The 24,811-nt window shown below is 60.5% G+C and carries 28 protein-coding genes; 15 read left to right on the plus strand and 13 right to left on the minus strand.

Going from position 1 to position 24,811, the window contains the following annotated elements:
• Positions 1–5: 5 nt before the first annotated feature.
• Together ACIPL2_RS10850 and ACIPL2_RS10855 are read right to left on the minus strand one after the other, a co-directional pair.
• Complete coding sequence (locus ACIPL2_RS10850; protein ID WP_401355902.1) at positions 6–464, minus strand: N-acetyltransferase; 459 nt, start codon at positions 462–464, stop codon at positions 6–8.
• A 573-nt stretch (positions 465–1,037) separates the two neighbouring features.
• Complete coding sequence (locus ACIPL2_RS10855) at positions 1,038–1,304, minus strand: accessory factor UbiK family protein (RefSeq protein ID WP_401355905.1); 267 nt, start codon at positions 1,302–1,304, stop codon at positions 1,038–1,040.
• 419 nt (positions 1,305–1,723) lie between these two features.
• Here ACIPL2_RS10855 and glnK point away from each other — a divergent pair, with 419 nt between their 5' ends.
• The 4 genes from glnK (at position 1,724) to sutA (ending at position 4,501) form a co-directional block, all read left to right on the plus strand.
• Positions 1,724–2,062 carry a P-II family nitrogen regulator gene (glnK, locus tag ACIPL2_RS10860; RefSeq protein WP_002555808.1) on the plus strand — a complete coding sequence of 113 codons (339 nt, stop codon included), beginning with the start codon at positions 1,724–1,726 and terminating at the stop codon, positions 2,060–2,062.
• Between the two features lie 35 nt (positions 2,063–2,097).
• Complete coding sequence (locus tag ACIPL2_RS10865) at positions 2,098–3,435, plus strand: ammonium transporter (RefSeq protein ID WP_401355907.1); 1,338 nt, start codon at positions 2,098–2,100, stop codon at positions 3,433–3,435.
• 214 nt (positions 3,436–3,649) lie between these two features.
• Positions 3,650–4,075, plus strand: coding sequence for a secondary thiamine-phosphate synthase enzyme YjbQ (locus ACIPL2_RS10870; RefSeq protein WP_401355908.1), 426 nt, complete (start codon positions 3,650–3,652; stop codon positions 4,073–4,075).
• A gap of 102 nt (positions 4,076–4,177) precedes the next feature.
• Complete coding sequence (sutA, locus tag ACIPL2_RS10875) at positions 4,178–4,501, plus strand: transcriptional regulator SutA (RefSeq protein WP_059403917.1); 324 nt, start codon at positions 4,178–4,180, stop codon at positions 4,499–4,501.
• Between the two features lie 199 nt (positions 4,502–4,700).
• Here the strand turns inward: sutA and ACIPL2_RS10880 are convergent, their stop codons facing one another.
• From ACIPL2_RS10880 to ACIPL2_RS10905, 6 genes are read right to left on the minus strand one after another with little or no spacing between them, the layout of a single operon-like run.
• Positions 4,701–5,405, minus strand: a complete 705-nt coding sequence (locus ACIPL2_RS10880; protein WP_401355910.1) for an HAD family hydrolase — start codon at positions 5,403–5,405, stop codon at positions 4,701–4,703.
• Positions 5,402–6,301, minus strand: coding sequence for a tyrosine recombinase XerC (gene xerC / locus ACIPL2_RS10885; protein ID WP_090178141.1), 900 nt, complete (start codon positions 6,299–6,301; stop codon positions 5,402–5,404). Before xerC ends, ACIPL2_RS10880 begins: the two co-directional genes overlap by 4 nt.
• Positions 6,302–6,303: 2 nt before the next feature.
• Positions 6,304–7,029 carry a DUF484 family protein gene (locus ACIPL2_RS10890; protein ID WP_401355913.1) on the minus strand — a complete coding sequence of 242 codons (726 nt, stop codon included), beginning with the start codon at positions 7,027–7,029 and terminating at the stop codon, positions 6,304–6,306.
• Positions 7,030–7,042: 13 nt separating this feature from the next.
• Entirely contained in the window at positions 7,043–7,873 is an 831-nt protein-coding gene (gene dapF / locus ACIPL2_RS10895; RefSeq protein WP_401355916.1) for a diaminopimelate epimerase, read from the minus strand.
• 4 nt (positions 7,874–7,877) lie between these two features.
• Positions 7,878–9,125, minus strand: a complete 1,248-nt coding sequence (gene lysA / locus ACIPL2_RS10900) for a diaminopimelate decarboxylase (protein WP_401355918.1) — start codon at positions 9,123–9,125, stop codon at positions 7,878–7,880.
• 9 nt (positions 9,126–9,134) lie between these two features.
• Positions 9,135–9,308, minus strand: coding sequence for a lipoprotein (locus tag ACIPL2_RS10905; protein ID WP_401355921.1), 174 nt, complete (start codon positions 9,306–9,308; stop codon positions 9,135–9,137).
• A gap of 352 nt (positions 9,309–9,660) precedes the next feature.
• Between ACIPL2_RS10905 and cyaY the strand changes: the two genes are divergently transcribed.
• From cyaY to rnk, 3 genes are all read left to right on the plus strand, one after another.
• A complete protein-coding gene (gene cyaY, locus ACIPL2_RS10910; RefSeq protein WP_401355923.1) occupies positions 9,661–9,993 on the plus strand; it encodes an iron donor protein CyaY in 333 nt (110 codons plus the stop codon).
• Between the two features lie 4 nt (positions 9,994–9,997).
• Positions 9,998–10,216 (plus strand): DUF1289 domain-containing protein, encoded by a 219-nt coding sequence (locus tag ACIPL2_RS10915; protein ID WP_401355925.1) that lies wholly within the window; start codon positions 9,998–10,000, stop codon positions 10,214–10,216.
• 269 nt (positions 10,217–10,485) lie between these two features.
• Positions 10,486–10,896 (plus strand): nucleoside diphosphate kinase regulator, encoded by a 411-nt coding sequence (gene rnk, locus ACIPL2_RS10920; RefSeq protein ID WP_401355928.1) that lies wholly within the window; start codon positions 10,486–10,488, stop codon positions 10,894–10,896.
• Positions 10,897–10,901: 5 nt separating this feature from the next.
• Here the strand turns inward: rnk and ACIPL2_RS10925 are convergent, their stop codons facing one another.
• From ACIPL2_RS10925 to ACIPL2_RS10935, 3 genes are all read right to left on the minus strand, one after another.
• On the minus strand, positions 10,902–13,748 hold the full coding sequence (locus tag ACIPL2_RS10925; protein WP_401355930.1) for a class I adenylate cyclase: 2,847 nt from the start codon (positions 13,746–13,748) through the stop codon (positions 10,902–10,904).
• 191 nt (positions 13,749–13,939) lie between these two features.
• Positions 13,940–14,185 (minus strand): TIGR02647 family protein, encoded by a 246-nt coding sequence (locus ACIPL2_RS10930; RefSeq protein ID WP_401355933.1) that lies wholly within the window; start codon positions 14,183–14,185, stop codon positions 13,940–13,942.
• A gap of 202 nt (positions 14,186–14,387) precedes the next feature.
• Positions 14,388–14,672: a hypothetical protein gene (locus ACIPL2_RS10935; protein ID WP_007894899.1), complete on the minus strand. Its 285-nt coding sequence runs from the start codon at positions 14,670–14,672 to the stop codon at positions 14,388–14,390.
• A 124-nt stretch (positions 14,673–14,796) separates the two neighbouring features.
• On the opposite strand from ACIPL2_RS10935, the gene ACIPL2_RS10940 reads away from it, so the two are divergent.
• Positions 14,797–15,456 carry a glutathione S-transferase family protein gene (locus ACIPL2_RS10940; protein ID WP_401355936.1) on the plus strand — a complete coding sequence of 220 codons (660 nt, stop codon included), beginning with the start codon at positions 14,797–14,799 and terminating at the stop codon, positions 15,454–15,456.
• A 127-nt stretch (positions 15,457–15,583) separates the two neighbouring features.
• Here ACIPL2_RS10940 and argH read toward each other — a convergent pair whose 3' ends face one another.
• Complete coding sequence (gene argH, locus ACIPL2_RS10945; protein ID WP_010465079.1) at positions 15,584–16,978, minus strand: argininosuccinate lyase; 1,395 nt, start codon at positions 16,976–16,978, stop codon at positions 15,584–15,586.
• 458 nt (positions 16,979–17,436) lie between these two features.
• On the opposite strand from argH, the gene ACIPL2_RS10950 reads away from it, so the two are divergent.
• The 7 genes from ACIPL2_RS10950 to rsd all read left to right on the plus strand — a co-directional run bounded on the left by ACIPL2_RS10950 (position 17,437) and on the right by rsd (position 23,973).
• Entirely contained in the window at positions 17,437–18,183 is a 747-nt protein-coding gene (locus tag ACIPL2_RS10950) for a LytR/AlgR family response regulator transcription factor (protein ID WP_401355938.1), read from the plus strand.
• 135 nt (positions 18,184–18,318) lie between these two features.
• Positions 18,319–19,260 carry a hydroxymethylbilane synthase gene (hemC, locus tag ACIPL2_RS10955; RefSeq protein ID WP_401355941.1) on the plus strand — a complete coding sequence of 314 codons (942 nt, stop codon included), beginning with the start codon at positions 18,319–18,321 and terminating at the stop codon, positions 19,258–19,260.
• The gene (locus tag ACIPL2_RS10960) at positions 19,257–20,024 is read left to right on the plus strand and encodes a uroporphyrinogen-III synthase (protein ID WP_401355944.1); all 768 of its coding nucleotides are present in this window, start codon (positions 19,257–19,259) and stop codon (positions 20,022–20,024) included. Before hemC ends, ACIPL2_RS10960 begins: the two co-directional genes overlap by 4 nt.
• 16 nt (positions 20,025–20,040) lie before the next feature.
• A complete protein-coding gene (locus ACIPL2_RS10965) occupies positions 20,041–21,195 on the plus strand; it encodes a uroporphyrinogen-III C-methyltransferase (protein WP_401355947.1) in 1,155 nt (384 codons plus the stop codon).
• Complete coding sequence (locus tag ACIPL2_RS10970; RefSeq protein WP_401355949.1) at positions 21,192–22,424, plus strand: heme biosynthesis protein HemY; 1,233 nt, start codon at positions 21,192–21,194, stop codon at positions 22,422–22,424. The genes ACIPL2_RS10965 and ACIPL2_RS10970 overlap by 4 nt, the downstream gene beginning before the upstream one ends.
• 360 nt (positions 22,425–22,784) lie before the next feature.
• Complete coding sequence (locus ACIPL2_RS10975) at positions 22,785–23,336, plus strand: disulfide bond formation protein B (RefSeq protein WP_401355951.1); 552 nt, start codon at positions 22,785–22,787, stop codon at positions 23,334–23,336.
• A gap of 178 nt (positions 23,337–23,514) precedes the next feature.
• Positions 23,515–23,973 carry a sigma D regulator gene (gene rsd, locus ACIPL2_RS10980; RefSeq protein WP_401355953.1) on the plus strand — a complete coding sequence of 153 codons (459 nt, stop codon included), beginning with the start codon at positions 23,515–23,517 and terminating at the stop codon, positions 23,971–23,973.
• 78 nt (positions 23,974–24,051) lie between these two features.
• On the opposite strand, the gene ACIPL2_RS10985 is transcribed toward rsd, so the two are convergent.
• On the minus strand, positions 24,052–24,717 hold the full coding sequence (locus tag ACIPL2_RS10985; RefSeq protein WP_401355956.1) for an FKBP-type peptidyl-prolyl cis-trans isomerase: 666 nt from the start codon (positions 24,715–24,717) through the stop codon (positions 24,052–24,054).
• Between the last annotated feature and the right edge of the window lie 94 nt (positions 24,718–24,811).

Consider the following 24,811-nt stretch of genomic DNA (forward strand, 5'->3'; position numbering starts at 1 on the left):
CGATCTTATTGGTCGTCTAGCGAAAAGACAAGCCGGTCGGTTTTGTCAAAAATGAATCCAAGTTTTTGATAATAGGAAATGGCACCCGGGTCGGGTTCTTGTACCTCGATCTCATCGCAGCCCAGCATCCGAGCGTAAAATTCCGTCGTCCGCAGTGCAATTGGAGCGATCCAGCCTCGCAAAGCGTGGGTGTTTCTTGTATGTCCCTGTAAAAGCACAATTTTTATGCAGATAGTGCTTTCACGCGGAGTCGCATAGCACAAACCACAGAGCTCTTGTTCATACCAGATGGCCAGATCTAGTCCCCTCGCATCCTTTCGCTTCCAGTCCGGGATGCATTCCCATGGGTACGGGATCACTTCTTCCCAAAGATGACAGGAGTTGATTGCAGCCACAGTGATCGGATCGAGCCTGAGTGCTGAGACGTTGATACCTGCGGCATGAATGTCAGGATCATAGGACATGGCCTCGCAAGTGAGATTTCGAGCATCAGACTTAAATATTTGATTGCGGAGTTCTGTGCCTTTTCCTTTTCTTCTCATCTTTTTTGCACTGTTGAGATCGAGGCGAAGAAGGTAACGGACGCGGGTGTGGTCACGTAATCAGGCGTAGGAGCTGGCTACTGTAGGACCGTACTTAAATGAATGAAGGACGTTGTAAGCGCAACGAGATTGTGTCGGGTGAAGACTTGGGGGATTAGATAACCATCATCGCTATTCATTGATACAGCTCCTCTTGCTTAAGGGCTGCCGGCCATTGTCGCCAAACAATTGGGTGGCAGTTGTACGCGAGTTGGCGAACCGGAGCAAAAGGAACCCGGCAGACCCGAAGGTCTCCCACGCACAACCGCCATGACTCAATAGGGCGGGAATAAAGCTCCGCCATCGGACGGCGGTGTGATCTTTGTAGGACGATGCCGAGATGGTGGCGGGCTGTAGATGAATGACCGTTCCCACGCTCTGCGTGGGAATGCATCTCGTGACGCTCTGCGTCACATCTGTCGCGGAACGCGGAGCGTCCCTGGCGGTAACGATCAGTTACTCGGCGTCAGCAGGTGGATTGAGCTTCGCTTCCAGCTCCGCCACTTTCGCCTCAAGACTCTCCAGCCGAGCCCGGGTGCGTGCGAGCACGACCATCTGGCTATCGAACTCTTCCCGGCTCACCAGATCCAGTTTGCTGAAGCCGCTTTGCAGCAAAGCCTTGAACTGGCTTTCGATTTCGCTTTTCGGCAGTGGGGTGTCACCGCTGAAGAGGCGGGAGGCGGTGCCGGTCAGGGCGTCGAGGAAGTCTTTGGGCGCGAGCATGGGAAATGTCCTGTCAACAATGGCGGGCAGTGTATCACGCAGTGTCTATAGTCAATCCCGAGCGCAGGCCGTGCACGCTTTTCGCGCATGCGGACGGACGGCATCGCACTGTTGTTGTGCGTAACACGGCAGGCGTGGCGACGAAGTGGTTGGCATCTGCGGTCAAAGGCTTGAAAACAAAGTGTTTTGTGGAGATGGCAAGCTTTCTGCTTAGTCGGTAGTGACCCATGCACTGATGCAGTCGCTGTGACGAATGCAGTGCGCCAAGCGGAACGGGGGATGCGTTTCGTGCGGAGTGGTTAGCAGGCGTCGGACGGGCAAGTAAGGCCGACGATGCGTTACAAAGCCAGGCACTGCGCTTAGACTTGAGTCGGGTTTGTTTTCCTGGGGCAAGTCCACCAATTCGGGAGAGAGTTTTCATGAAGCTAGTCACTGCCATCATCAAGCCGTTCAAACTGGACGACGTGCGCGAGTCGCTGTCCGAGATCGGCGTGCAGGGCATTACCGTTACTGAAGTCAAAGGCTTCGGGCGGCAGAAGGGTCACACCGAGCTGTATCGCGGCGCGGAATACGTGGTCGATTTCCTGCCCAAGGTGAAGATCGATGTCGCCATTGACGACAAGGATCTTGATCGGGTTATCGAGGCGATAACCAAGGCTGCCAACACCGGCAAGATCGGTGACGGCAAGATCTTCGTGGTCAATCTGGAACAGGCGATTCGCATCCGTACCGGCGAAACCGATACCGACGCAATCTAAGCCGCCACAAACCCAACGCCCCAGGAGAAAACAATATGACTCTGCGTAAATTCGCAGGGCTAGGAGCCCTGTTGTCCCTCGTAATGCCCAGCCTGGCTATGGCGGCAGACGAAGTGGCGGCCCCAGTCCTCAACTCCGGCGACACCGCCTGGATGATGACCTCGACAGCCCTCGTGCTGTTCATGACCATTCCCGGCCTCGCGCTGTTCTACGGCGGCATGGTTCGCTCCAAAAATATTCTTTCCGTGATGATGCAGTGCTTCGCCATTACCGGTCTGATCAGCATCCTGTGGGTCATTTATGGCTACAGCATCGCGTTCGACACCACCGGCATGGAGCAGGGCGTCGTCAACTTCAACTCCTTCTTCGGCGGCATGGGCAAGGCATTCCTCGCCGGTGTCACGCCATCGAGCCTGACCGGGCCCGCGGCACTGTTTCCTGAGGCGGTGTTCATCACCTTCCAGATGACCTTTGCCATCATTACCCCAGCGCTGATCGTCGGTGCCTTCGCCGAGCGGATGAAGTTTTCCGCGATGCTGATCTTCATGGGCGTCTGGTTCACCCTGGTGTATGCACCGATTGCGCACATGGTCTGGTCCGGCAACGGCGGCCTGATGTGGGACTGGGGCGTGCTGGACTTCGCCGGCGGCACCGTGGTGCACATCAACGCGGGTGTGGCCGGTCTGATTGCCTGCCTGGTACTGGGCAAGCGCAAAGGTTTCCCGACCACCCCGATGGCGCCGCACAACCTCGGTTACACCCTGATGGGCGCCGCGATGTTGTGGGTGGGCTGGTTCGGCTTCAACGCCGGTTCCGCCGCTGCCGCCAACGGCACGGCCGGTATGGCGATGCTGGTTACCCAGATCGCAACCGCCGCTGCTGCACTGGGCTGGATGTTCGCCGAGTGGATGACTCACGGCAAGCCAAGTGCACTGGGTATCGCTTCGGGTGTTGTGGCCGGCCTGGTTGCCATTACGCCAGCCGCTGGCACCGTGGGCCCGATGGGCGCCCTGGTGATCGGCCTGGCAGCGGGCGTGGTGTGCTTCTTCTGCGCCACCACGCTGAAACGCAAACTCGGCTATGACGACTCCCTGGACGCCTTCGGCGTACACGGTATCGGGGGTATCCTCGGCGCGATCCTCACCGGTGTGTTCGCAGCACCGTCCCTGGGTGGCTTCGGCACCGTCACCGACATCGCCGCACAAGTCTGGATTCAGTGCAAAGGCGTGGGCTTCACGGTGATCTACACCGCGATCGTCACCTTCATCATTCTCAAGGTCCTGGACGCCGTCATGGGGCTGCGTATCACGGAAGAAGAAGAGGCTGTCGGCATCGATCTGGCACTTCACAACGAACGCGGCTACAACTTGTAAGCACGCGCATAAAAAACTTGCCCGGCTTGCCGGGCATTTTTTTGTCTGGCGTTTGTCAGTGTAGGAACTGCTGAAAGGTTTTTTCGTACACGTTTAGTGGCGTTTACGACGGGCGATTTTCTGCGGCCAATCGCTTACATGATTGAAGGAATATTAGGGCCTTTGTTTTTTCCCAGAGCGCGCTAGAATGCGCCCCGAACGTGCGGAGAACTGTATGTGGCAACAGACTCTGATTACCCTTCGGGCGAGGCCCCGGGGCTTTCATCTGGTAACGGACGAGTTACTCGCCGCCCTGCCTGAACTCAAGGCATGTCGGGTCGGTCTGTTGCATTTGTGGCTGCAGCATACCTCGGCGTCGTTGACCATCAACGAGAACGCCGATCCGGCGGTACGTCGCGACTTCGAACGATTTTTCAATCGTCTGATCCCACAAGGAACAGACGGCTATGAGCATAACGACGAAGGCCTGGACGACCTCCCGGCGCACTTCAAGGCCAGCGTACTTGGCTGTCAGCTCAGTTTGCCGATTTCGGCAGGCCGACTGGCGTTGGGGACCTGGCAAGGCGTTTATCTGGGCGAGCACCGTGATCAAGGCGGTGCCCGTAAAGTCCTCGCCACCTTGCACGGTGAAGGGGCATAAGCCGCTGGTTACCAGCGGTTGTAGAATTTTTTCCGGCGGCCTTCGACAGACGGCGAAGCTGGGCTATAACTAATCTGCTTTTCGCAAGTCATGAGGTAGAACATGAGCGACGATGATCTGGAAAACGACGACCTCGAAGTAGGCGACGACGACGAAACCGAAGAAGGTCTGGAAGCAGCGGCGGACGACGTCGTTGAAGACGACGGCGGTGAAGCGCCCGTTCCGACCGCCAAAGGCAAAGCCAAGGCAGCGGTATCGGTCGATGAGCTGCCGAGCGTTGAAGCCAAGAATAAGGAACGTGATGCCCTGGCCAAGGCCATGGAAGAGTTCCTGGCCAAGGGCGGCAAGGTGCAGGAAGTGGAGGCCAATGTGGTCGCCGATCCGCCCAAAAAGCCTGATAACAAGTACGGCAGCCGGCCTATCTAAGGCTGCTGCTTGCTTGCTGAAAAAGCCCGCCGTCGCTGCGGGCTTTTTCATGGGTGCAATAACACGCGTGGATGTGGCGCGATTCAATGTGGGAGCGGGCTTGCTCGCGAAGAGGCCGTGTCAGTCGACATCACTTTGACTGACATACCGCTATCGCGAGCAAGCCCGCTCCCACATTGGATTTGTGTACTACTCAGGATCAGTGTTGGGCGTTCCACCGGGCCAGCAGCGCCGGCAATTCGGTCAGGCTGCGTATCTCGGCATCCGGTGCCTTCTCGGCTTCCCAGGCTTTGCCCGCCGGGTTGAACCAGATCGCGCGCATCCCCGCCTGCTGCGCACCGGCAATGTCATCACCCGGATGATCACCAACGTGCACCGCCGTCGCGGCCGTCGCGCCACCCCTTTGCAATGCTTCATGAAACAGTCGCGCATCCGGCTTGGCAATGCCGATGTCTTCGGCGCACAGCGCAAACTTGAAGTAATCCGCCAGCCCTAAACGGCGCACATCGGCGTTGCCGTTCGTGACCACGCCCAAGGCGTAATGCTTGGCCAATGTCTCCAGCGTCGGTTCGACTTCAGGGAACACCTCGATCTGATGCCGAGCATGCAGGAACACTTCAAAACTCTTGTCGGCCAGGTCCGAAGCCTGGCCGTGGTCGTAACCGGCCTCTTCCAGCGCATGGAACAGCACTTTGCGGCGCAAGGCACTGATGCGGTGCTTGAGGCTCGGTTCGCTGCTGAGGATTCGTTCGCGAATGGCCCACAAGTGTTCCACCGGCACGGCACCGAGGTTCGGCGCGTGTTCGGTCAGCCATTCACGCAAGATGGCTTCGGCGCTGACGATTACCGGGGCGGTGTCCCACAGGGTGTCGTCGAGGTCGAAGGTGATCAATTGAAGAGTCATGAATCATCGCCCTTAATGCGTTTGGCCCGTGGATGGGCGCTGTCGTACACCGTGGCCAGGTGCTGGAAGTCCAGGTGGGTGTAGATCTGGGTGGTCTTGATGTCCGAGTGGCCGAGCAATTCCTGCACCGCCCGCAGGTCCTGTGAGGATTCCAGCAAATGGCTGGCGAAGGAGTGACGCAGCATGTGCGGATGCAGGTTCTGCCCCAGCTCACGCTCGCCGGCAGCCTTGACCCGCACCTGAATCGCGCGCGGGCCGAGGCGCCGGCCTTGCTGGCTGACAAACACCGCATCGTCCGCCGGGTTGGTCATGGCCCGCAGCGGCAGCCACAGTTCCAGGGCTTCGCGTGCTTTCTTGCCCACCGGCAACAGTCGAGTCTTGCTGCCTTTACCGAGTACCTGGACCATGCCGTCAGCCAAATCCAGCTGATCGAGATTAAGCCCGGTCAGCTCCGACAGCCGCAACCCGGAGGAATAAAACAGCTCCAGAATCGCCTGATCCCGCCGCGCCAGAAAATCATCTTCCACCGCGCCTTCAAGCAGCTGCAGCGCGCGGTCGGTGTCGAGGGTTTTCGGCAGGCGTCGTTCGCCTTTGGGCGGCGCCAGGCCGTTGGCCGGGTCGTGGTCGCAGAGGCCTTCGCGGTTCAGATAGTGATAGAGCCCGCGCACCGCCGACAGCAGCCGCGCCAGGCTACGGGACGATTGACCTTGTGAGTGCAGGCGAGCGATCAGGCTGCGCAGGCGCTGGATGTCCAGGGCGGCCCAACTGCTGATGTTCTGTTTGACGCACCAGCCGAGCACTTTGTCGAGATCGCGGCGGTAGGCGTATAGCGTGTGGGGCGACACCTGCCGCTCACTGCGCAGGTGTTCGCAGTAAGCGTCCAGTTGCCGTTCCACAATCAGCGTACCGAGCGCAGGGAGTTGTTGACCCGTGGCAGCACGCGGCCCATGACTTCGGCGATGTAGCTGAGGAACAGCGTGCCCACCGAACTCTTGTAGTGCTGCGGATCGCGGCTGGCGATGGCCAGCACGCCGTGGATGCCCTGGTAGCTGATGGCGACGACGGCGGTGGAGCCGATCTGCTTGCGTTGTTCTTCGCCGAACAGGAAGTCCAGTTCGTGTTCACGCAGGCTGCCGCTGACGCTTTTGTCTTCCGAGAGCAAGCCGCCAATCGCCGTTTGCGCGTCGGCGTGGGTCACCCAACGGCCGACCGGCATCGGGTTGTCACCGAGCAGGATGAGGCTGACAAAGGGCACCTGGAAGTCCTGGCGCAGGCTGTCTTCGACGCTGATCACCACGTCTTCCAGGCTGTTGGCGTCCATCAGCGCGAGAATCAGGCGGCGGGTCTTGTCGAACAACCGGTCGTTGTCACGGGCCACGTCCATCAAGTGCGAGAGCCGATGACGCAACTCGATGTTGCGGTCGCGCAGGATGGTCATCTGGCGCTCGACCAGCGAGATGGTGTCGCCGCGCTGGTGCGGAATGCGCAAGGCCGGGAGCAGTTCCTGGTGCTCGACGAAGAAATCCGGATGAGCCTCCAGGTACGCGGCAATCGCCGCCGCCTCAAGGCTTTCGGAAGGGGATTCGTCGGGCTGTAGGACGGGGACCTGAGGCTTATCTTTCATGGATTTGACTCTCTCAAAGACGCACTTGTCCTTCATATACGCGCACTGCCGGGCCGGTCATCATGACCGGCTGGCCAGGGCCTGCCCATTCAATGGACAAGCGCCCGCCAGGCAGGTCGATCAATAGCGGCGAATCCATCCACCCCTGGCTGATCGCGGCCACTGCGGCGGCACAGGCGCCGGTTCCGCAAGCCTGGGTTTCCCCGGCCCCGCGTTCCCAGACGCGCAACTGCGCGCGGTTGCGGTCGATGACCTGGAGAAAACCGACATTGACCCGCGCCGGAAAGCGCGGGTGATGTTCGATTTTCGGCCCCAGTTCATGCACCGGTGCATTGTTGATGTCGCTGACCCGCAGCACGGCATGGGGGTTGCCCATGGACACGGCGGCCAGCTCGACCGGGGTGCCGTCGACGTCAATCTGATAGCTCTTGGCCTGTTCCGGCGCGTCGAAGGGAACGTCGGCCGGCACCAGGCGCGGCGCCCCCATGTTCACACCAATCTGGCCGTCGCTGCGGATATCCAGTTCGATAATGCCACTTTTGGTTTCGACGCGAATCTGCCGTTTTGCGGTCAGGCGCTTGTCGAGCACGAAGCGGGCGAAACAGCGCGCACCGTTGCCGCACTGTTCCACTTCCGAGCCGTCGGAGTTGAAGATCCGATAGCGGAAATCCACGTCCGGGTTGCTCGGCGCTTCGACGATCAGCAACTGGTCGAAACCGATGCCGGTGTGCCGATCGCCCCATTGCTTGGCGTGCTTGGGCAGAATATGCGCGTGCTGGCTGACCAGGTCGAGGACCATGAAGTCATTGCCCAGGCCGTGCATCTTGGTAAAACGCAGCAGCATGGTTTTACTCCGGCAGCAGGCTTTCGCCAGCAAACAACTCGGCTACCGTCTCACGGCGACGCACTTCAATGGCCTGATCACCGTCCACCAACACTTCAGCGGCACGGCCGCGGGTGTTGTAGTTGGAACTCATGACAAACCCATAGGCACCGGCCGAATGCACGGCCAGCAGGTCGCCTTCTTCCAGGGCCAGTTCACGGTCCTTGGCCAGGAAATCGCCGGTCTCGCAGATCGGCCCGACGATGTCGTAGGCACGCGCGGCGGTAGTGCGCGGGCGCACGGCAGTGACGTCCATCCAGGCTTGATACAGCGCTGGGCGGATCAGGTCGTTCATGGCCGCGTCGACAATGGCGAAGTCTTTGTGCTCGGTGTGCTTGAGGTACTCGACCTGGGTCAACAGCACGCCGGCGTTGGCGACGATGAAGCGCCCCGGCTCGAACACCAGCGCCAGGTCGCGACCGTCGAGACGCTCGCGCACGGCTTTGATGTAGTCGGCAGCCAACGGCGGTTCTTCATCGCGATAACGCACGCCCAAGCCGCCACCGAGATCGATGTGGCGCAGGTAGATGCCGCAATCGCCGAGGCGGTCGACCAGGCTCAGCAGGCGATCGAGCGCGTCGATGAACGGCGGCAGGGTGGTCAGTTGCGAGCCGATGTGGCAATCGACACCGACCACTTCCAGGTTAGGCAGTTGGGCGGCGCGGACGTACACGTCTTCGGCGTCGGCGATGGCAATGCCGAACTTGTTCTCTTTGAGACCGGTGGAAATGTACGGGTGCGTACCGGCATCGACGTCCGGGTTCACGCGCAGCGAAATCGGCGCGCGAACGCCCAGCTCGGCAGCGACAATCTGCAAGCGTTCCAGCTCGTCGGTGGATTCGACGTTGAAACAATGCACGCCGACTTCCAGGGCACGACGCATGTCGTCACGGGTCTTGCCGACACCGGAGAAGACGATCTTGTCGGCGCTGCCGCCAGCGGCCAGTACGCGTTCCAGCTCGCCACGGGAGACGATGTCAAAACCGGCGCCGAGACGCGCCAGGACATTCAGAACACCCAGGTTGGAGTTGGCCTTGACCGCAAAGCAGACCAGGTGCGGCATGCCGGCCAGCGCATCGGCGTAAGCCAGGTACTGGGCTTCGATGTGCGCGCGGGAGTAGACGTAGGTCGGTGTACCAAAGCGCTCGGCGATGGCAGACAGGGCAACACCTTCCGCGAACAGCTCGCCGTCACGGTAGTTAAAAGCGTCCATGGCATTCCCTTATTGGTAGACGTCGTGCTTGTGTGCTTTGGACGGCGACTGTTGCGAGGACTTGGCCTGCTCGGCAGGGTCCTGGTTCTCGTCAGGCAGGTACAGCGGGCCTTTTTGACCACAGGCCGACACTAGGCAGGCAACCGCGACGGCCGCAGCAAGGGAAGAGATCAGGCGCTTCATGGCGAAATCCTTGAAAATACGTTAATTGCGCCGGAGTATACCGGCCACCCGGCAGCTTGCCTATGTAACGAGGGTCCCGTCCGGCGGGGCTTCGCCGTAAGCCCGCTGCCACATTGGGTCACAGGGTTTACTCGGTACTGTGGCCGCTGAAGATCCCTGTGGGAGCGAGCCTGCTCGCGATGGACGTCAACGATGACGGGCCTTGTCTGAAAGTTCGCGGTGTCTGGACGTTTTTCGCCAGCAGGCTGGCTCCCACACGGAACGCGTTTGGTCGTTATTCTTTGCAATCACCGGGGCTCGCCCGTATCTTGCGGCGCTTGAGCGTGAGTAGACACTTTTTGAGGTTGCCGTAATGAGTTTGACCGAAGCCCGTTTCCACGATCTGGTCGATGCCACCCAGCAGACGCTGGAAGACATCTTTGACGACAGCGACCTGGATATCGACCTTGAGAGCTCGGCCGGTGTGCTCACCGTCAAGTTCGAAAACGGCAGCCAGTTGATCTTCAGCCGTCAGGAACCCTTGCGTCAGCTGTGGCTGGCGGCCGTGTCCGGTGGTTTCCACTTCGATTACGACGAAGAGAGCGAGCGCTGGATGTGCGACAAGAGCGAAGAGCAGTTGGGCGAAATGCTTGAGCGCATCGTCATGCAGCAAGCGGGCGCCGAATTCGATTTCGAAGGCCTGTGAGACCGTGACCCAGCCTGTCCCCGTTCGTCCGCCGAAGCCGCTCTACAGCAATGTCAGCCCGGCGGTGCCTTCGCCGTGCAGCGGCGTGTGTCGGCTGGATGAACAGAAGGTCTGCCTCGGGTGTTTTCGCCATGTCGAAGACATCCGCGAATGGCGCTCGGCGGACGATGATCGCCGCCGGGTCATCTGCGCCGAGGCGGCCAGCCGCAAGCATACCGGTTGACCCGACCTCCTGTAGGAGCGAGCTCGCTCGCGAAAGACTTGAATGCGCCGCGTTCATCAGGCAGACCTCGTCATCGTTAACGCCCTTCGCGAGCAAGCTCGCTCCTACAGAAGTGGCGGCAAATGCAGGCTGTCCGGTGCTGACTTGTATATTTATTGAGCTGTGATAGTGTCCGGGTACGCCTCAACCCATCGAGGCTCGTGAAAACCCCGCCTTTTTCTGGCGGGGTTTTGCTTTTTTCGTGCAGAAGAAAGGAGTCTGCCCTGATCATGACCGCACCTTCCATCACCCTTACCCGTCTGGACGTGCAACGTCTGGAACGCCTGATCGACAGCCTGGATGACACGCTGCCGGGCGTTATCGCGCTGCAAACCGAACTGGACCGCGCCGATACACTGGTTAGTCACGAAGAGGTGCCAGCCGATGTCGTGACCATGAATTCCACAGTGCATTGCCGTGAAGAAAGCAGCGGCAAGGACTATCACCTGACGCTGGTTTACCCCAAGGACGCCAACGCCGACGAAGGCAAGATTTCCATTCTGGCGCCAGTGGGCAGTGCACTGCTGGGCCTTAAGGTTGGCCAGCACATTGACTGGCCGGCACCGGGTGGCAAAACCCTGAAGCTGACCCTGCTGGAAGTTGAATCGCAGCCGGCCGAGGGCGGCCACTTTCCGGAATAAACCCGTCAGACCTGCTCGAGCGCCTCATTCAATGCGCGCTCCAGGTCGGCCTTGTAGCGCAGATAGCTATTGCTTGAACTCTGGCCATCACCGAGCAGGCCCGACAGATCCAGGTCGGTGATGTAGCAACGGTAGCGCTCGGTCTCGCGGCGTTGCCCGACGATTTCCCGAGCGACTGCGCTGAACAGTTGCTCGCCATGCTCCAGCTCTGAAAATTCCCGCTGATTGCAATACAACGTGACCTGCACCTCGCCCGGCGCGGCTTTGCCGACGATCGCCTGCACGTCGTAGAACGGTTTGTTGACCGGGGTTTTCGGCGCCGGCCTGGCCTCGACCCGGCGCGCGCGACCGGGGCCGGAGGGCAGCAGTTGGTAATACAAGGTTTCCAGGCTCATGGGCTGGGTCGCGTCCATTGGCAGCAAGGCGTCGCGCCGGTACTGGATCGATTGCAGGAACCGTTGCAACGGCACCAGCAGGCTTTGTTCGTCGTGCCAGGGCAAACGTTGCTGCCACAGGGCGTTGAACTCATCGAGAACGTACAGATCGGCCTGGTCGTCGCTGATTCGGTAAAACACCTGAATACAGTCGGGCTGACCCATGGGCAGGAGCAGCGCCAGGTCGTGGTCTTCCAGTGCCATCGGGTCCAGGTGCAGGGGACTGTAGCTGGCCAATTCTTCGCCGAGGTAATCGACCAGCGCCGGGAGTGTGGCGAGGGCGACGTGGTTGACCTGGCCGGGCACCAGTTCCAGCACGTGGTAATGCTGCTGGACCTGGATCAGGTAACGATGATTGAGTTTGCTCAGCAGCAGGTTCTGCGCGGTGTCGAGGATTTCTTCGACCCGCCGGGCAATGAACTGCGCGCGGTTGTGGCAGAAACAACGGACTCGCAGCTTTGGCTGTTTTAACCCGCTGGGCAGCCCGTTGAGGTAGTCGCGCAAGCAGTCGAGCAGCGCGTGGGGCCCGTCGAAGCGGTTGACCAGCACCTCGTTCCAGCTGTTGAGCGTGACCTGGTCGAGGGTCAGCACCAGGTTTTCCCTGACGCCGGCGTAACTCAGGGAGTCGGTGCGCTCGGTGGTCATCAGGATATTCAAGTCGCGATGATGTTTGAGCGGGTCGACGCCGACGTTCACCAGAATCAGCACTTCGCTCGGCACGCTGGCGCGCAACAGCGGCTCTTCGGCAACGGTCGTCAGGGGCAGGGCGATGCTCTGTTGCAGGCTGCCGAGCAGGTTGAACAGTTCGAACTCGCTCAGGTCGCTGCTGCCGGGGTGCAAGGCCAGGCGGGTGCTGCTGTCGATCACGCCATTGCGGTGACACCAGGTCAGCAGTTCGAGCAATTGGCGGCTGCGCTTGATCGGCGCGAAATGTTCCCACTCGTGGGCGGTCAGGCTGCCGTTATACAAACCCCATTGGGTTTGCCCCGATTCCTTTTTGTTCGGCGCCTGCACCAGGGTCAGCGTGTCTTCGGCCAGGTCCGGGGCGATGCCCGGATTGATGAACTCGACCTTGTCTGCCTTGCGCTCGAAAGCCGCGTACAGCCGCCGACCCAGCACATTGAGGTCGCGCTTGTTGATCAGGCTGACTGTCTGCTCAGTGCGGGCGAACTGGGTGAGGAAGCGGTAGCTGTAATTCAGTTCGTTAACCAAGGCCCGACGTTCAGCGCTGACCTGGCGGACCTTCCACTGGCTGCGGCTGTCGAGCAGGGCCAATTGGCGATGGTCCCAGTGCCATTCGCGGGCCAGGCGTTCAAGCAACGAGCGTTGCCAGCTCTGGGTACGATTGCCGCTGCCGGTGAGTTTGCGGTTGACCTTCAGGTACAGCGCCCGACGTACCAGTTCCAGGCGCTCAGGCTCGCCACGGCCGATGAGGTATTCCTCGATGCGCCGGTAGACCACGACGTACGGGTCCAGCTCATCGAGGTCCAGTTGATTGGCGAACACGGCGTGCTTGAACCGCAGGCTCAGGCAATGAACCTTGGGGTGTTCGCTGGCGTAGACCTCGATCAACAGCAGCTTGAGCACCGATTTGTACGGCGACTCGATACCCTTGAACAACTGCCAGAGCCCGGCGCCGATGAATTCGCCTGGCGGAATGAACGCCAGATGCCCCAGGTCCAGGGTTTCGTCAGCACGAATAAAGCGCTTGGACAGCAGTGTGTGGGTGTAACGGTCGTAAGCCGATTCTTCGTAAACCGGCACCAGCCACCAGATCGGCGTGCGCCCAGCCAGCCAGATCGCGGTGCGGTAAAACTCGTCCAGCAGCAAATAGTGCTGGGTAGTGCCGCAGTCTTCCGAACTCAGTTGATTGTCCCGCTCGCCCAGTACAAACCGCGCCGGGTCGATCAGGAAAAAATGCGCCTCGGCGCCCTGGCTGGCGGCCCAGACTTCGAGCAGCTGGCACTTTTTGCGCAGCTCGATCAGCTCGTTTTCGCTCAGGTCTGGTGCGTGACACACCCACACGTCCATGTCGCTCTGGTCGGCCTGCGCCAGGGTGCCAAGACTGCCCATCAGGAACAGGCCGTGAATGGGCCGCGGCGGATTGTTGCGGTGGCGGGGTTTGTAGGAAAACGAGCGGGTCAGGCGTTGGGCTTCGGCGAGAGTGTTGGCGTCGGGCTCGTAGTTCGACAACCCGGCCGGCGTGCTGCCCGACACGTAGCCTGGCAACAGCGGATGATTGACGTGGAAAAACAACGGCAGCAGGGTCAACACCCCTTGCTGGCGGGTCGACAGCCCTTCCATGGCGCGGGCCATGCGGCCTTCGTTGAGCTTCAGAAATCGTGAGCGCAGTTGGCTCAGCACCTTGCGGTCGATTCCTTCGTCCAGGTCGGGGCGGATTTCGTGGGTGCGGGTCATGTCAGCTCAAACCGGCTCGCAGGGCTCGGACGTGGAGGTCTCAGGATGAGGGGCAGTTTAGCGCCTCAATCGCAGGACTTTTTAGCTGATTTTGTTTTTTGGCGTCAGATTTATAACGCCTGGCGACAGCAGGTGCCCGAACTGCCCGCGGAAATCCCGTAGTTGGGTTTCCGAGGGCGATGCAGTGATGTTCAGGCTGTTTCCTGGACGCTCAGAATGGTCAGGAGGGTTTGCACATTTTGCGCGGCGTCGCGACCCAGGCTGGTCAGGTAACCGCCATCGGGCTGGTCGATCAGTTCTTTCTCATACAGGCGTTGGGCGGCGGCAATGGCTTTCGGGGCAGCGGTCTGATGAATTTTCAAACCTTCCTGGGAACTGTCCAGGTTGAAGAGGGCAAGGATTTCCAGTTCGGCAACCAACTCAGGGGTAAGCGACATAAGGACTCCAGACTTTCTAGGAATTGGACGACAGCGCTCCTAAGGTGAGCCCACTCGTGCGCCATGTCCAGTGCTCGCGACAGGGTTTTTTCACCTTTGTAGGAGCGAGGCTTGCCCGCGAAGAACGATGACGCGGTTTTTCGGATAGACCGCGGTGAATCTTTCGCGGGCAAGCCTCGCTCCTACAGGGTCGGGTGTTGCTTTATTTCTTTTCTGGCGGCAGCTCTGGCAAGGCACGCAGGGCGGTTTCGTACCATTCGGTGTTGAACGCGCGGTCTTCTTCGAGGATCGCGTCGATTTCTACCGCCAAAACGTGGGCCATCAGGTTGAGGATTTCTTCACGCTCGTAACCCACCAGGGTCAACTTGTTGAAGGTCGCCTTGGCGGCCGGCGGGTTGTCGCTTTCGATCTGGTTTTCGATGGCTTCGATCAGGGTGTTTTCGGCGAACTCTTCTTCGTCGATCTCGATATCCGTTGGCTCGCTCATGGCAGGCTCCTCAAGTTAAGACGGGCAGTTTACCTGCATTCAGCGCTGTGATGCTGCTGGCGAGAAGCGCCGGGGCGTTCTATAACTGGCGCTGCCAACCCCTGCACGGCCTGGAGGCTATGTGATGCTCAAGCTTTATGGATTTTCGGTCAGCAACTACTACAACATGGTCAAGCTGGCATTGCTGGAGAAGGGACTGCCGTTCGAAGAAGTCCTGTTTTTCCCCGGGCCAAGCCCCGAGGCGCTGGCGATCAGCCCGCGCGGGAAGGTGCCCGTGCTGGGTGTCGATCAGGGGTTCGTCAACGAAACCAGCGTGATTCTCGAATACCTCGAGCAAAGCCAGGCAGGCACGCCGCTGCTGTCGAGCGACCCTTTCGAGCGGGCGCAGGCTTTGGCGCTGGCCAAGGAAATCGAGTTGTACATCGAACTGCCAGCGCGCGCCTGTTATCCCGAAGCGTTTTTCGGTGCGTCGGTGCCGGAGGCGATCAAGGACAAGACCAAGGCTGAGTTGCTGCTGGGTTTCGCGTCGTTGAACCGCCACGGCAAATTCTCCCCGTACGTGGCTGGGGACAGTTTGAGCGTTGCGGATTTGTATTTCCTGTACAGCGTGCCGCTGGCGTGTGCGGTGGCGAAGAAGCTGTTTGACCTGGATGTGTTGGCGCAAATGCCGGCGGCCAGGGCGCTGCTGGAGCGTTTGGAGCAGAACCCGAATGTGCAACGGATCGCGGCGGACAAGGAAGCGGCGATGCCAGCGTTTATGGCGATGGTCGCGTCCAAGAAGTAGGTGTGTAGCGTCCTTTAGGCCGCTTTCGCGAGCAAGCCCGCTCCCACATTGGATCTCAGGTGTTCACAGGTTTTGTGTTCACCCAATCAAATGTGGGAGCGGGCTTGCTCGCGAAGCTTTTGGCGATTTAACGGCTTGCGAGCAACGCCTGACCGCGAGCCACGGCTTTCTTGACCTGCGCCGGCGCTGTGCCGCCGATGTGGTCACGGGCGTTCACCGAGCCTTCCAGGGTCAGCACGGCAAAGACGTCCTGATCGATCTGGTCGCTGAACTTGCGCAGTTCTTCCAGGCTCATTTCCGCTAGGTCCTTGCCGCTTTCCACGCCGTACTTCACGGCATGGCCAACGATTTCGTGGCAGTCACGGAACGGCAGGCCACGGCGCACCAGGTAGTCGGCCAGGTCGGTGGCGGTGGAGAAGCCGCGCAGGGCCGCTTCGCGCATCATCGCGTGCTTGGGTTTGATCGCCGGGATCATGTCGGCAAAGGCCCGCAGCGAGTCGCGCAAAGTGTCGGCGGCGTCGAACAGCGGTTCCTTGTCTTCCTGGTTGTCCTTGTTGTAGGCCAATGGCTGGCCTTTCATCAGGGTCAGCAGGCCCATCAGTGCGCCGAATACACGGCCGGTCTTGCCGCGAACCAGCTCCGGCACGTCCGGGTTTTTCTTTTGCGGCATGATCGAGCTGCCGGTGCAGAAACGGTCCGGCAGATCGATGAACTGGAACTGCGCGCTGGTCCACAGCACCAGCTCTTCGGAGAAGCGCGACAAGTGCATCATCGCGATGCTCGCGGCGGAGCAGAATTCGATCGCGAAGTCACGATCGGAGACGTTGTCCAGCGAGTTGCCGCCCACGGCATCGAAGCCCAGCAGCTGCGCGGTGAACTCACGGTCGATCGGGTACGTGGTGCCCGCCAGCGCGGCGCTGCCCAACGGCATGCGGTTGGTGCGCTTGCGGCAGTCGACCAGACGCTCGTAGTCGCGGCTGAGCATTTCGAACCAGGCCAGCATGTGGTGCCCGAAGGTCACCGGCTGCGCGGTTTGCAGGTGGGTGAAGCCCGGCATGATGCTGCCGGCTTCGCGCTCGGCTTGCTCCAGCAAGCCTTTTTGCAGGCGGGTGATTTCGCTCAGGATCAGGTCGATCTCGTCACGCAGCCACAGGCGGATGTCGGTAGCGACCTGGTCGTTACGGCTGCGGCCGGTGTGGAGTTTTTTACCGGTCACGCCGATGCGGTCGGTCAGGCGCGCCTCGATGTTCATGTGCACGTCTTCGAGGTCGATGCGCCAGTCGAACTGGCCGGCCTCGATTTCACCCTGGATGGTCTTCAGGCCATCGGTGATGCTGTCGCGCTCGGCATCGGTCAGCACGCCGACCTTGGCCAGCATGGTGGCGTGGGCGATCGAGCCCATGATGTCGTGGCGATACAGGCGCTGGTCGAAAGTGACGGAGGCGGTGAAGCGGGCGACGAAGGCGTCGACGGGCTCACTGAAGCGGCCGCCCCAGGACTGATTGGTCTTGTCAGTGCTCATGAATTCGCTCGTATCGGTTGAAGAAAGATGGCGTTGAAAGCTGTCGCGGATAATAACAGGGATGCCAATCCTGTCGCTGACACTGGTCGATACGTTTTTTTCTCATTGCGAGACCCATACTCGGGGCAAGGCTTGGCGCAATTGCGCAACGATATTTTTCAATTGAGCAATATCGTCCCGGCAACCGTCTACAGTTGGACAGTAGGATCAGCGCACTTCTTGACGCTGCAGCTGACTATAAGAAGAGGGGTGTTCGTATTGTGTATCAGCAAACCCTACGGCGATGCCTCGCAATTGCGGGCCTGGGCCGCCAAACGCCCGACAGATGAAAATTTAGCCGCCCGACCAGCGGCACTTTTTGGCCTTCGCGCTAGTCTTAGCGTGGATCGCGGTGACGGACGTCACTTCACCTGTCTACGCTATCCTTGTGCGAGACTCACGCAGGAATCCAGCGCAATATGAATGTCCTGATCGTTGATGACGAACCCCTTGCCCGCGAGCGCCTGAGCCGAATGGTCGGCGAACTCGAGGGATACAGTGTCCTGGAGCCCAGCGCCACGAACGGCGAAGAAGCGTTGGCACTGATCGACAGCCACAAGCCGGATATCGTACTGCTCGATATCCGCATGCCAGGCCTCGATGGCCTGCAAGTGGCTGCACGGTTATGCGAACGCGAAACCCCGCCCGCCGTAGTGTTTTGCACCGGACCCGATGAATTTGCCGTGGAAGCCTTACAGGCCAGCGCCGTAGGCTATCTGGTGAAACCTGTGCGTACAGAACATCTACACGAAGCGTTAAAGAAAGCCGAGCGGCCCAACCGCGTCCAGCTCGCCGCCCTGACCCGTCCCGCCGCCGAAAGTGGCAGCGGCCCACGCAGTCATATCAGCGCCCGAACCCGTAAAGGCATCGAACTGATCCCGTTGGGTCAGGTGGTCTACTTTATTGCCGACCACAAATACGTGACCCTGCGCCACGAAGGCGGCGAAGTGTTGCTGGATGAACCGCTCAAGGCCCTTGAAGATGAATTCGGCGACCGTTTCGTGCGCATCCACCGCAACGCACTGGTCGCCCGCGAGCGCATCGAACGCCTGCAACGCACGCCTCTGGGGCATTTCCAGCTGTTCCTCAAAGGCTTGAATGGCGACGCGTTGATCGTCAGCCGCCGCCATGTGGCCGGTGTGCGCAAGATGATGCAGCAGCTTTAATTCGCCGTTCGCTGCGAATCTCACACCCGATTGCCGGACATCCGGGGCCAGGGAGGCCATGCAGTATCATACAAGTCAAAGTGGATTTGGCTGAGCTGTTATTATCCGTCATATCTATTCAGTACGGATTGATCCATGTCCTCTCGCGAAATCCGCATCGCCACCCGTAAAAGTGCGCTCGCCCTGTGGCAGGCCGAATACGTCAAAGCCCGTCTGGAGGAGGCCCATCCCGGTCTGCTTGTGACATTGGTGCCCATGGTCAGTCGCGGCGACAAGTTGCTCGACTCGCCGCTGTCGAAAATCGGCGGCAAGGGCCTGTTCGTCAAGGAGCTGGAAACGGCGCTGCTGGAAAACGAAGCCGACATCGCCGTGCACTCCATGAAGGACGTGCCGATGGACTTCCCCGAGGGCCTCGGTCTGTTCTGCATCTGCGAGCGCGAAGACCCGCGTGATGCCTTCGTATCCAATACCTATGCAAGCCTGGATGAATTGCCCCAAGGCAGTATCGTCGGCACCTCCAGCCTGCGCCGCCAGGCGCAATTGCTGACCCGTCGCCCGGACCTGGAAATCCGCTTCCTGCGCGGCAATGTCAACACGCGCCTGGCCAAGCTCGATGCCGGCGAATACGACGCCATCATCCTCGCCGCCGCGGGCCTGATTCGTCTCGGCTTTGAAGATCGCATCACCTCGGCCATCAGCGTCGACGACAGCCTGCCGGCCGGTGGCCAGGGCGCGGTGGGGATCGAATGCCGCAGCGTCGACAGCGAAATCCACGCCTTGCTCGCGCCGCTGCATCACCAGGACACCGCCACCCGCGTCACTGCCGAGCGTGCGCTCAACAAACACTTGAATGGCGGCTGCCAAGTGCCGATCGCCTGCTACGCCGTGCTTGAAGGCGAGCAGATCTGGTTGCGCGGGCTGGTGGGTGACCCGAGCGGCGGCCTGCTGCTCAGCGCCGAAGCCCGTGCGCCGCGCAGCGATGCCGAAGCCTTGGGTGTGCGAGTGGCCGAGGACCTTCTGGGTCAAGGCGCCAACGACATTCTCAAGGCGGTCTACGGCGAGGCAGGTCACGAGTGACTGGCTGGCGCTTGCTGCTGACGCGCCCTGCGGAGGAGTCGGTGGCGCTGACCAGCGTGTTGGCCGAGCAGGGGGTTTTCAGCAGTAGCTTGCCGCTTTTGGACATAGCGCCGATCCCGACCTCTGACACAATGCGTGAAGTGATTCAGGGCCTGGATCGCTACTGCGCGGTGATCGTAGTCAGCAAGCCGGCCGCCAGGATTGGCATCGATCTGCTCAGCCAGTATTGGCCGCAGCCACCGGCTCTCAAGTGGTTCAGCGTGGGCGCGGCGACCGCACAGATTCTCGAGGATCACGGCTTGGAGGTGAGCTTCCCGGCGGAAGGGGATGACAGCGAAGCCTTGCTTGAACTTCCTCTGCTGCGCGAGGCTATCGCCCGGCCCGATCCACGCGTGCTGATCTTGCGCGGGGAGGGCGGGCGCGAGTTGCTGGCTGAGCGTTTGCGCGAGCTTGGTGCTAGTGTCGAGTATCTGCAGTTGTACCGCCGCGAGTTGCCACAGTACCCGCCAGCGGCGCTGCCCGAGCGGATCCAGGCGGAACGCTTGAACGGGCTGGTGGTCAGCAGTGGACAGGGTTTTGAGCACCTGCACCAATTGGCCGGCGATGCCTGGCCGATACTGGCGCGGTTGCCGTTGTTTGTTCCAAGCCCCAGGGTCGCCGAGCTGGCACGTGCCGCCGGGGCCCAAACAGTTGTGGATTGTCGTGGCGCGAGTGCCACGGCTTTGCTGACGGCGTTACGGGAGCATCCCGAACCCGTTCTCTAATGCAAAGGATGGATACGTGAGCGAAACAGCCTTGCCTAAAGATGACGTCCAGCCCGTGCTTGATGCGCCGGTTGAAGCACCGGTTGAAACCGCGCCACCTGCTGCCGTGCAGCGCCGAGGCAATGGGTTGGCAATCGTCGCGCTGTTGCTCGGCGCTGCCGGGGTAGCCGTCGGCGGTTGGGGTGTCTGGCAGGTCCGTCACCTGCAAGCCAATACCCAGCAGCAGCTGAGTCAGGTCCAGGCGTTGAACGATCAGGCGCAGGACCTGAAGCTCAATGAACAGCGCCTGACCGCGCGCCTCGAACAAATGCCGGCCGCCGACGTGCTCGACGCGCGCAGTCGTTTGGTCACACAACTTCAAGGCGATCAACAGCGCTTGAATCAACGCCTGGAAACCGTCCTCGGTGCCAGCCGCAAGGATTGGCGTCTGGCCGAGGCCGAGCACTTGCTGCGTCTGGCCAGCCTGCGCCTTTCGGCGTTGCAGGACATCAGCAGCGCCCAGGCCCTGGTGCAGGGCGCCGATGAAATTCTTCGTGAACAGAACGATCCGGGTTCCTTTGCCGCTCGCGAGCAAGTGGCCAAAACCCTGGTGGCGTTGCGCAGCACCGAGCAGCCGGATCGCACCGGATTGTTCCTGCGCCTGGGCGCGCTGCGCGATCAGGTCATCAGCCTCACCGAGCTGGCGCCCGAGTACAAAGACCGTGGCGAATCCTTGTTGGGCCTGACGGCCGATGGCGACGGCGCCAGTCGCTGGTCGCAGTGGTGGGATCAGATCTCGCGCTACATTCGCATCGACTTCAACGCCGACAAAAATGTTCGTCCGTTGTTGGCCGGGCAGAGTTTGAGCCAGGTGCGTCTCGCTCTGAGCCTGGCGCTGGAACAGGCGCAGTGGGCCGCGCTCAATGGTCAGGCAGCCGTCTATACCCAGGCGCTGGCTGAAGCTCGGGATGTGCTCAAGGGCAACTTCAACCCGGACAACCCGCAGAGCAAAGTGATGCTCGAGCAGGTTGGCGAGTTGAGCAAGCAACCGGTCACCGTCGTCACGCCGGATCTGACCGCCACGCTGAGCGCGGTCCAGGGCTATCTGGAGCGACGTAACGTCAACGCCGAGGACTCGATCAAGCCGCTGCCAAAACCTGACGCGAGCACCGCGCAGGAGGCGACGCCATGAAACGCCTCTATGTGATCGTGTTCCTGGTGATTGCCGCCGCCGCTGCGCTGGGTCTGGCGATTGCCGAGCATTCCGGCTACGTGCTGATCGCCTACAAGAGCTTCCGTTTCGAATCGAGCCTGTGGGCAACCCTGGCGTTGGTGGCCGTGCTCTGGCTGGTGTTCTGGGGCATCAAGGCGCTGGTCGAACTGGTGGCGACGTCCAGCGGCGTGGTCAATCCCTGGTCGCGACGCAATCGCAGTCGTCGGGTGCAAGTGGCAATCGAGCACGGTCAGCTGGATCTGGCGGAGGGTCGCTGGGCCAGTGCGCAGCGTCATCTGCATCGGGCCGCCGAAGCCGAGCGTCAGCCGCTGCTGTACTACCTCGGCGCTGCCCGCGCGGCGAACGAACAAGGTCACTACGAGGAAAGCGACAACCTGCTGGAGCGCGCCCTCGAGCGCCAGCCCCAGGCCGAGTTGGCGATCGCCTTGAGTCACGCACAGTTGCAGACAGACCGTGGCGACACCGAAGGCGCCCTGGCGACCCTGCAAGTCATGCACGAGCGTCATCCTCATAACGTCCAGACCCTGCGCCAGTTGCAGCGCCTGCATCAACAGCGCGGCGACTGGTCGGCGGTGATTCGCCTGTTGCCGGAATTGCGCAAGGACAAGGTGTTGCCGCCAGCCGAACTGGCCGAACTGGAGCGCCGGGCCTGGGGTGAGAACCTGTCCCTGGCAGCGCATCAGGAAGAGGACGGAACGGTCGGTTTGCAATCGCTCAATCGCGCCTGGCAACAGCTCACCTCGGCTCAGCGCCAGGAACCTCAACTGGTGCTCGCCTATGCCGAGCAACTGCGGCAACTGGGGGCTCAGGTCGAGGCCGAAGAAGTTCTGCGTACGGCCCTCAAGCGCAGCTACGACAGTCACCTGGCGCGACTTTACGGTCTGGTTCGCGGCAGCGACCCGGCACGCCAACTGCACACCGCCGAAGGCTGGCTCAAGGACCATCCGGCCGATCCGAGCCTGTTGCTGACACTGGGTCGCTTGTGTTTGCAAAGCAGCCTGTGGGGCAAGGCCCGGGACTATCTGGAAAGCAGCCTGCGCGTGCAGCGCAACCCGGAAGCGTGCGCGGAACTGGCACGGCTGTTGGCCCAGTTGGGCGACACCGAGCGCAGCAATCAGCTGTTCCAGGAAGGGCTGGGCCTATTGGACGAACGCCTGCTGGCGGCCCCGTTGCCGGTTCCCGCCTGACACCGCTCCTTGTAGCAGCTGCCGAAGGCTGCGTTCGGCTGCGAAGCAGTCGCCAGTGCTAATTCGGTCTACCTGAAACACCGAGGTGACTGGATTTGCGACTGCTTCGCAGGCGAACGCAGCCTTCGGCAGCTGCTACATGAACGTAGTCTGCAAGTGCTGTGCACAGCGTCGAAATTCGTGGGGTTTTGACCGTCCTATGTCTTCGTCGGAGACGTCCTACAGAGGACTACATCTGATCCTCTCGCTTCTGTCGGGAATTCCCTACATCGCTGTTGAAGTGTCCCTGCTGGCCCGCCTTGAAAGGCTGGCGCACTTTCCTCTACCGTAACCACTTGTCTCTACTGGTACGGAAAAGCCATGTCTTTGGCCTGCTCACGCTCCTTGTTTTTCATGGTTTTCATTGCGGGTGCCCTGGTCCTGGGCGTTTCCTATTACCTGGAATATGCGGTCGGCCTCAAACCTTGCGGGTTGTGCCTGCTGCAACGCTTTTTCCTGGCGCTGCTCGTCGGTGTCTGCCTGCTGGCGTCGGTGCATGGCCCCGGTCGCTTCGGCTCATTCCTGTATTGGCTGCTCGGCCTGTTCTGCAGCCTGGCAGGTACCGTCACGGCGTGGCGGCAGGTGTTGCTGCAGAGCGATTCGGTGGAACAGCTGTCGACCTGTTCGGCCAATTTGACGGAAGTGTTCGCAAACACACCCTGGGAATTCATCGTGCAGCGGCTGTACGAAGGCACTGCAGACTGTGCCCAGGTTTCATGGACGCTGTTCGACCTGAGCATCCCGGAGTGGAGCCTGCTGTTCTTCGTCGCGATGATGATCGTGGGGGTTTATCAGTTGCTGCGGCTGGTCTGGATTGCCTGTCAGCGACCGCTCAGCGGCGAGTCGTCGCACCGGGTATTGGCGGGTGATTAAACACTTGTATGAACTTTATCTCCTGCGTACCTTGAAGCCATTGTCGCGCGGGCATAATCTGGCCCGCACGTGTCATTGGAATTATGTTGCTCGAATGACGCTCTGCCTGGCCGACATTTGACCTTCAAGTGTGCGACAGGTGTAGGGCAGCATGACCCACAAGGGAAGAGAGATCACCATGCTCGAAAGTTGTCAGAATGCTCAGGAACGTTGGGGTGGAGTGCATCTGCTGATCGATCGCTGGTTGCAGGAGCGTCACGAACTGGTTCGGGCCTACGATGCTCTCGGCGCCAAGCCTGAGGCACTGGGCGCAGACCGAAAACCTTTGCAGGAATTCTGCGGAGTGTTGGTCGATTACGTGTCTGCCGGACACTTCGAGATCTACGAACAGCTGACTGGCGAAGCCAAGGCGTTTGGCGACACTCGCGGATTGGAGCTGGCCGAGACGATCTATCCGCGCATCGACGTCATCACCGAGAAGCTGCTTGCGTTCAATGACCTGTGTGATGCCGGCAAATGCGTCGCAGAGAAGTTCAAGGAGCTGGGTGGCCTGTTGCATGAACGCTTCGAACTGGAAGACTGCCTGATCGAAGTGCTGCATACCGCTCACAAGGAAGAAGATCCGGTTCAAGCCTGAACCGTCTCCCCGCAAGACCCGCTTCCTGCAGGAAGCTAAAAACGGTGCGCATTGCGCGCCGTTTTTCGTTTGTGCTGTTCAGCCGGTGGCGCCGCGCAATTCGACTTCGAATACCAGCGGCGTGAACGGCTCGATCAAGTCTCCGGCACCGTCGGCGCCATAGGCTTGGGCCGATGGAATCACCAGCCGCCATTTCGCACCGACCGGCATGTTTTGCAGTGCGCTGCGCCATCCGCTGATCACGCTGTCGAGGCTGAACCACTGCGGCTGAGTGTTCTGATCGAACACCGTGCCGTCGGGAAGGCGACCGATATACAGCACCTGGACTTTTCCGTTCGGGCCGGCTTTCGCACCGTTACCTGCAGCCAGTTCCGTCAGCAGGATTCCATCGGCCAGTTCTCGAACGCCGGGCTTGGCTTTTTCCTCGGCGAGAAAACGCCGCTCTTTTTCCAGCGCTGCTTCGCTCTGCGGCATGGCCGGTTGCAAGGCAACCTGAGCTTCGTGCTCGTTCAGAATCTGTTCGATCCGCTCATCTTTCAGCGCCAGGGGTTTGCCTTGATAGGCTTGTTGCAGACCTTCCACCAGCGCTTTCAGTTGCAGGTCGGGAACCTCCTGACGCAAGCGTTCACCGAGGCTGGCACCCAGGCTGTAAGCGAGATCGTGAGCGTCATTTTCGTTGGTTTTTTCGGCGGCCTGGACCGCGGAAAAAAACACGCACAGCGATAAAAAAAGGTAACGCGACATGGGCACTCTCCGGCCTGAGATGCGGCGGATTATGCCAGTGTGAATGCACTCAAAGGTGAACTGGTTTTCGCACCTGCGCAGAAGAATTTAAATC

This window comes from Pseudomonas sp. NPDC086251 (assembly GCF_044746405.1).
Classification (GTDB): domain Bacteria; phylum Pseudomonadota; class Gammaproteobacteria; order Pseudomonadales; family Pseudomonadaceae; genus Aquipseudomonas.

Bases quoted from the DNA above. Each gene is read 5' to 3' on its own strand.
- ACIPL2_RS10850 (WP_401355902.1), bottom strand. From the start codon at position 464: ATGTCCTATGATCCTGACATTCATGCCGCAGGTATCAACGTCTCAGCA.
- ACIPL2_RS10855 (WP_401355905.1), bottom strand. From the start codon at position 1,304: ATGCTCGCGCCCAAAGACTTCCTCGACGCCCTGACCGGCACCGCCTCC.
- glnK (WP_002555808.1), top strand. From the start codon at position 1,724: ATGAAGCTAGTCACTGCCATCATCAAGCCGTTCAAACTGGACGACGTG.
- ACIPL2_RS10865 (WP_401355907.1), top strand. From the start codon at position 2,098: ATGACTCTGCGTAAATTCGCAGGGCTAGGAGCCCTGTTGTCCCTCGTA.
- ACIPL2_RS10870 (WP_401355908.1), top strand. From the start codon at position 3,650: ATGTGGCAACAGACTCTGATTACCCTTCGGGCGAGGCCCCGGGGCTTT.
- sutA (WP_059403917.1), top strand. From the start codon at position 4,178: ATGAGCGACGATGATCTGGAAAACGACGACCTCGAAGTAGGCGACGAC.
- ACIPL2_RS10880 (WP_401355910.1), bottom strand. From the start codon at position 5,405: ATGACTCTTCAATTGATCACCTTCGACCTCGACGACACCCTGTGGGAC.
- ACIPL2_RS10890 (WP_401355913.1), bottom strand. From the start codon at position 7,029: ATGAAAGATAAGCCTCAGGTCCCCGTCCTACAGCCCGACGAATCCCCT.
- dapF (WP_401355916.1), bottom strand. From the start codon at position 7,873: ATGCTGCTGCGTTTTACCAAGATGCACGGCCTGGGCAATGACTTCATG.
- lysA (WP_401355918.1), bottom strand. From the start codon at position 9,125: ATGGACGCTTTTAACTACCGTGACGGCGAGCTGTTCGCGGAAGGTGTT.
- ACIPL2_RS10905 (WP_401355921.1), bottom strand. From the start codon at position 9,308: ATGAAGCGCCTGATCTCTTCCCTTGCTGCGGCCGTCGCGGTTGCCTGC.
- cyaY (WP_401355923.1), top strand. From the start codon at position 9,661: ATGAGTTTGACCGAAGCCCGTTTCCACGATCTGGTCGATGCCACCCAG.
- rnk (WP_401355928.1), top strand. From the start codon at position 10,486: ATGACCGCACCTTCCATCACCCTTACCCGTCTGGACGTGCAACGTCTG.
- ACIPL2_RS10925 (WP_401355930.1), bottom strand. From the start codon at position 13,748: ATGACCCGCACCCACGAAATCCGCCCCGACCTGGACGAAGGAATCGAC.
- ACIPL2_RS10930 (WP_401355933.1), bottom strand. From the start codon at position 14,185: ATGTCGCTTACCCCTGAGTTGGTTGCCGAACTGGAAATCCTTGCCCTC.
- ACIPL2_RS10935 (WP_007894899.1), bottom strand. From the start codon at position 14,672: ATGAGCGAGCCAACGGATATCGAGATCGACGAAGAAGAGTTCGCCGAA.
- ACIPL2_RS10940 (WP_401355936.1), top strand. From the start codon at position 14,797: ATGCTCAAGCTTTATGGATTTTCGGTCAGCAACTACTACAACATGGTC.
- argH (WP_010465079.1), bottom strand. From the start codon at position 16,978: ATGAGCACTGACAAGACCAATCAGTCCTGGGGCGGCCGCTTCAGTGAG.
- ACIPL2_RS10950 (WP_401355938.1), top strand. From the start codon at position 17,437: ATGAATGTCCTGATCGTTGATGACGAACCCCTTGCCCGCGAGCGCCTG.
- hemC (WP_401355941.1), top strand. From the start codon at position 18,319: ATGTCCTCTCGCGAAATCCGCATCGCCACCCGTAAAAGTGCGCTCGCC.
- ACIPL2_RS10970 (WP_401355949.1), top strand. From the start codon at position 21,192: ATGAAACGCCTCTATGTGATCGTGTTCCTGGTGATTGCCGCCGCCGCT.
- ACIPL2_RS10975 (WP_401355951.1), top strand. From the start codon at position 22,785: ATGTCTTTGGCCTGCTCACGCTCCTTGTTTTTCATGGTTTTCATTGCG.
- rsd (WP_401355953.1), top strand. From the start codon at position 23,515: ATGCTCGAAAGTTGTCAGAATGCTCAGGAACGTTGGGGTGGAGTGCAT.
- ACIPL2_RS10985 (WP_401355956.1), bottom strand. From the start codon at position 24,717: ATGTCGCGTTACCTTTTTTTATCGCTGTGCGTGTTTTTTTCCGCGGTC.